This window comes from Streptomyces noursei, from assembly GCF_001646665.1.
Taxonomy (GTDB): domain Bacteria; phylum Actinomycetota; class Actinomycetes; order Streptomycetales; family Streptomycetaceae; genus Streptomyces; species Streptomyces lavendulocolor.
The window spans coordinates 10,139-14,211 of the sequence record NZ_LWBU01000370.1 but is presented as its reverse complement, the minus strand read 5'-3'; the positions used below and the strand labels follow the sequence as shown (position 1 = coordinate 14,211).

At 74.9% G+C, this 4,073-nt stretch carries 3 protein-coding genes and 1 pseudogene; 3 read left to right on the top strand and 1 reads right to left on the bottom strand.

Going from position 1 to position 4,073, the window contains the following annotated elements; translation table 11 throughout:
* Positions 1 to 215: pseudogene (locus A4V12_RS39195) on the bottom strand (hypothetical protein); the annotation flags it as partial.
* 194 nt (positions 216 to 409) lie between these two features.
* Between A4V12_RS39195 and A4V12_RS27980 the strand changes: the two are divergent.
* From A4V12_RS27980 to A4V12_RS27970, 3 genes are all read left to right on the top strand, one after another.
* Complete coding sequence (locus A4V12_RS27980) at positions 410 to 3,025, top strand: MMPL family transporter (protein WP_064072231.1); 2,616 nt, start codon at positions 410 to 412, stop codon at positions 3,023 to 3,025.
* A gap of 37 nt (positions 3,026 to 3,062) precedes the next feature.
* Positions 3,063 to 3,548, top strand: coding sequence for an Lrp/AsnC family transcriptional regulator (locus A4V12_RS27975; RefSeq protein WP_064072230.1), 486 nt, complete (start codon positions 3,063 to 3,065; stop codon positions 3,546 to 3,548).
* A gap of 47 nt (positions 3,549 to 3,595) precedes the next feature.
* Positions 3,596 to 4,073, top strand: a 478-nt coding sequence (locus A4V12_RS27970; RefSeq protein WP_234372354.1) for an HAD family hydrolase, incomplete at its 3' end; no start/stop codon positions are given.

The following is a 4,073-nucleotide window of genomic DNA, read 5'->3' as shown; positions in this document are numbered from 1 at the left end:
CTGATGCCGAGGACGGCCCGGGCGGCGCTGCGCAACCGCAGCCGCCCCGGATCCGGAGCCACGAACATCCTCTTCAGCACAGTTTCCCCGCCCCTTCGGTGGTGATGACGCCCCGGACGTCCCCGGACGCCTTGGACACCCAGACATCCAGGACGTTTCGACGTCCCGGCATGAAAAAGGCGCCGCGGTATCCGCAGCGCCATCGACTCCCCCATGAGACCACCTTCCGGCCCGTTGGCTCAACTCGACGGAGTGACACTGACCCATTGGCACAGATGCACCCAGGGCTCCCTCGTACCGGACGGGCCAATGGGTCAGGTTTCGGGATCCGCTCAAGGTGGAGCACGGCCCGGGTCGAAGAAGAAGGGGAAGCGGACCGTCCGCAAAATGCCGTGTCTGGGGAGTGCGCATGCCGACCACGACGAAGCCGAGTCCGGCTCCGAACCCGGCCCCGGAGCCGTCGCCGCCGCCGGGCCGGGGCGACGGCCCCGACGGCCCGCCCGCCCCCTTCGCCGTACGCCACCGCCACCTGGTGTCGGTGGTCGCGCTGCTGCTGATGGCCCTGTCCGGACTGATCGGGCGGGACGTCGCCGACCGCCTGTCCTCGGGCGGCATCGTGCCACCGGGGGCGGAGTCGATGCGGGCCGAGGAGGTCCTGCGGGACCGCTTCGGGGCCGGCAGGCCGGAGATGGTGCTGCTGGTCCGCACCGACGCCGCCGGTGGCCCCGGCGGCCGGGGAATCGGCGCCCCCGCCGCCGTCGCGGCCGGCCGGGCCGTGGAGAGGCGGCTGGCCGCCGACCCGGGGGTCGAGCGCGTCCTCTCCACCTGGTCGGCGGGGCCGGGGACGGGGCTGCGCTCCCGGGACGGGCGCAGCGGCCTCGTCCTGGCGTGGCTGCGCGGCGGTGACCACGAGCGCGGGAAGACGGCCGAACGCGTCGTCCCCGGGGTGACCGGACGGTTCGGGCCGCTGGAGGTCACGGCCGGGGGTGAGGCCCCGACCCGGGTCGAGGTCGCCCGCCAGGCGTCCCGGGACGCGCGGCTGAGCGAGCTGGTCGCCCTGCCGGTCACCGTGACGCTGCTGCTGCTGGTGTTCGGTTCCCTGCCGGCGGCGGGGCTGCCCGTCCTGGTCGGGGTCTTCGCCGCGCTCGGCACCACGGCGCTGCTGCGCGGGCTGACCGGCCTCACGGAGGTCTCCCTGTACGCCCTCAACATCGGCACCGCCCTGGCCTTCGCGCTGGCCATCGACTACAGCCTGTTCCTGGTCAGCCGGTACCGGGAGGAGCGGGCCCGCGGGGCGGAGGACAGCGCGGCGCTGCGTACGGCGCTGCGCACCGCCGGACGCGCGGTGGCCTTCTCGGCCGGCACCGTCGCGTGCAGCATGGCGGCGCTGCTCGTCTTCCCGCACCCCCTGCTGCGTTCCCTCGGGTTCGCCGGGGTGGCGGTGACCGTGATGGCCGCCGTGGGGAGCCTGGTCGTGCTGCCGGCGGTGCTCGCGCTGCTGGGTGACCGGCTCGACCGGCTCGACGTCTTCGCCCGGTGGCGCCGCCCCCGGGCAGCGGCGGCCAGGAGCACGGAGGCGGCCGGATGCCCGGACGCGGCCGAGGGCCGCCCTGAGGCCGACGGCAGCGCCACGGGCGCGGCCCCGGGAGAGGCGAGCGGGACGGCGCGTGCGGGGGCTTCGGATGCGGCCGATGGGACGGGGCGTGCCGGGGCTACCGGTGCGGCGGGCGGGACAGACCGGACGGGGGGTTCCGGAGCTTCCGGTGCGACCAGCGGGACGGGGCGTACGGGAGGTACCGGTGCGACCGATGGGACGGGGCGTACAGAGGCTTCGGGGGCGCCCCGCGGGACGGGGGTCGCGGGCAGTGCGGCGGCGGGACGCGGGGGTTGGGGGCGTATCGCCCTCGCCGTGATGCGGCGGCCGCTGGCCACGGGGGTGCCGGTCGCCTGCCTGCTGGTGCTCCTGACCGTCCCGTTCGCCGACGTCCGGTTCGCGATGTCCGACGACCGGGTGCTGCCCGCCTCCAGCGCCGCCGGCGGCGTCGGCGCGGCGCTGCGCGAGGACTTCCCCGGCTCACCGGTCGGGGCGACCACCATCGCCCTGCCCGGCCTCGACACCCGCGTCCCCGCCCGCGCCGCCGAACTGGACCGCTACGCGCGCCGGGTGTCGGCCGTGGACGGGGTGACCCGGGTGGACACGGCCACCGGGACGTACGCCCGGGGGCGGCTCGTCACCGGGCCGTCCCCGTCGTCCGCCCGCTTCCTGCCCCGCCGGTCCGGACCGGGCGGCACGTACCTGTCGGTGGCCATGGCGGGGGAACCCGGCGGTCCGGCCGGCGCCGACCGCGTCGGGGCGATCAGGGCCGTACCGGCGCCGGCGCCGGCCCGGGTGGGCGGGTTCGACGCGAGGGTCGCCGACGTGCGCGGAGCCATCGGCGACCGGCTCCCGCTCGCCCTGACCCTGGTGGGCGTCTCCATGGTCGTCCTCGTCCTGGGACTGACCCGCAGGCCCGTCCTGGCCCTCAAGGCCCTCGTCCTGAACACCCTCAGTCTCTGCGCGACGTTCGGCGCGCTGGTGTTCGTGTTCCAGCAGGGCCATCTCAAGTGGCTGGTCGGCGACTTCGTCACGACCGGCTCCCTCGACGTGCAGATCCCGGTGGTCACGTTCTGCGTCGCCTTCGGCCTGTCCATGGACTACGAGTGCATGCTGCTCTCCCGCATGGTGGAGGAGCACCGGGCGGGTGCGGACACGGTGACGGCGGTCGCCCGCGGACTGGACCGTACCGCCCGCCTCTTCACCTGGTCGGCGGCCATCCTCGCGGTGGTCATGGTGGCGCTGGCGACCTCCGGGCTGGTGTTCCTGAAGGCCGTGGGCGTGGGGCTCGCCCTGGCCGCCGTCCTGGACGCGACGGTCGTCCGCGGGCTGCTCGTGCCGGCCGTGATGCGGCTGGCCGGGCGCGCCAACTGGTGGGCGCCGCCGTGGCTGAGGGGGAAGGAGGACCGTACTGGGCCATTGGTACGGTGAACCTGGGAAGTGACGTACCAGAAGGGGACCGGGAACCATGGCCGTCGACGAGCTGGACACCCGTATCCTCCGGTTGCTCATCGAGCAGCCGCGCACCAGCGTCCGCGAGTACGCCCGCATCCTCGGCATCGCGCGCGGCACGCTCCAGGCGCGGCTGGACCGGCTGGAACGGGACGGCGTCATCACCGGTACGGGCCCGGTCCTCTCCCCCGCCGCGCTCGGCCACCCGGTGCTGGCGTTCGTGCACATCGAGGTCACCCAGGGGCACCTGGACGAGGTGGGCGACGCGCTGGCGGCCATTCCCGAGATCGTCGAGGCGTTCTCGATCACCGGCGGCGGGGATCTCCTCACCCGGGTCGTCGCGCGGGACAACGGGCACCTGGAGGACGTCATCCAGCGGCTGATCCAGCTGCCGGGGGTGGTGCGCACGCGCACGGAGATGGCCCTGCGGGAACGGGTGCCGCACCGGCTGCTGCCGCTGGTCGAGTCCGTGGGCCGGACGGCCGGGCGACCGCGCGGCTGAGGGACCGCGGCCGGGGCCCCGGGGTTCGGGCTTGGCATGCTGGGTGCATGCACACCCCTCGCACCGCGGTCCTCTTCGATCTCGACGGCACGCTGGTCGACAGCGAACCGAACTACTACGAGGCGGGGCGCCGGCTGCTCGCGCGTTACGGCGTCACGGACTTCGGCTGGGAGCGGCACACCGACTTCATCGGCATCGGGACGCGCGAGACGCTGGAGGCCCTCAAGGAGGAGTACGGGCTCGACGCGCCGATCGAGGAGCTGCTCGCCGGCAAGAACCGGCACTACCTGGAGCTGGCACGCGCGGCGACCGAGGTGTTCCCGGAGATGCGCGCGTTCGTGGAGCGGCTCCACGCGGAGGGCGTGCCGATGGCGGTCGCGTCCGGCTCGTCCCGCGCCGCGATCGAGGCCGTCCTGGGCGGTACGGGGCTGGACGCGTACCTGACCACCATGGTGTCGGCCGAGGAGGTCGAGCGGGGCAAGCCCGCGCCGGACGTGTTCCTTGAGGCGGCGCGCCGGCTCGGGG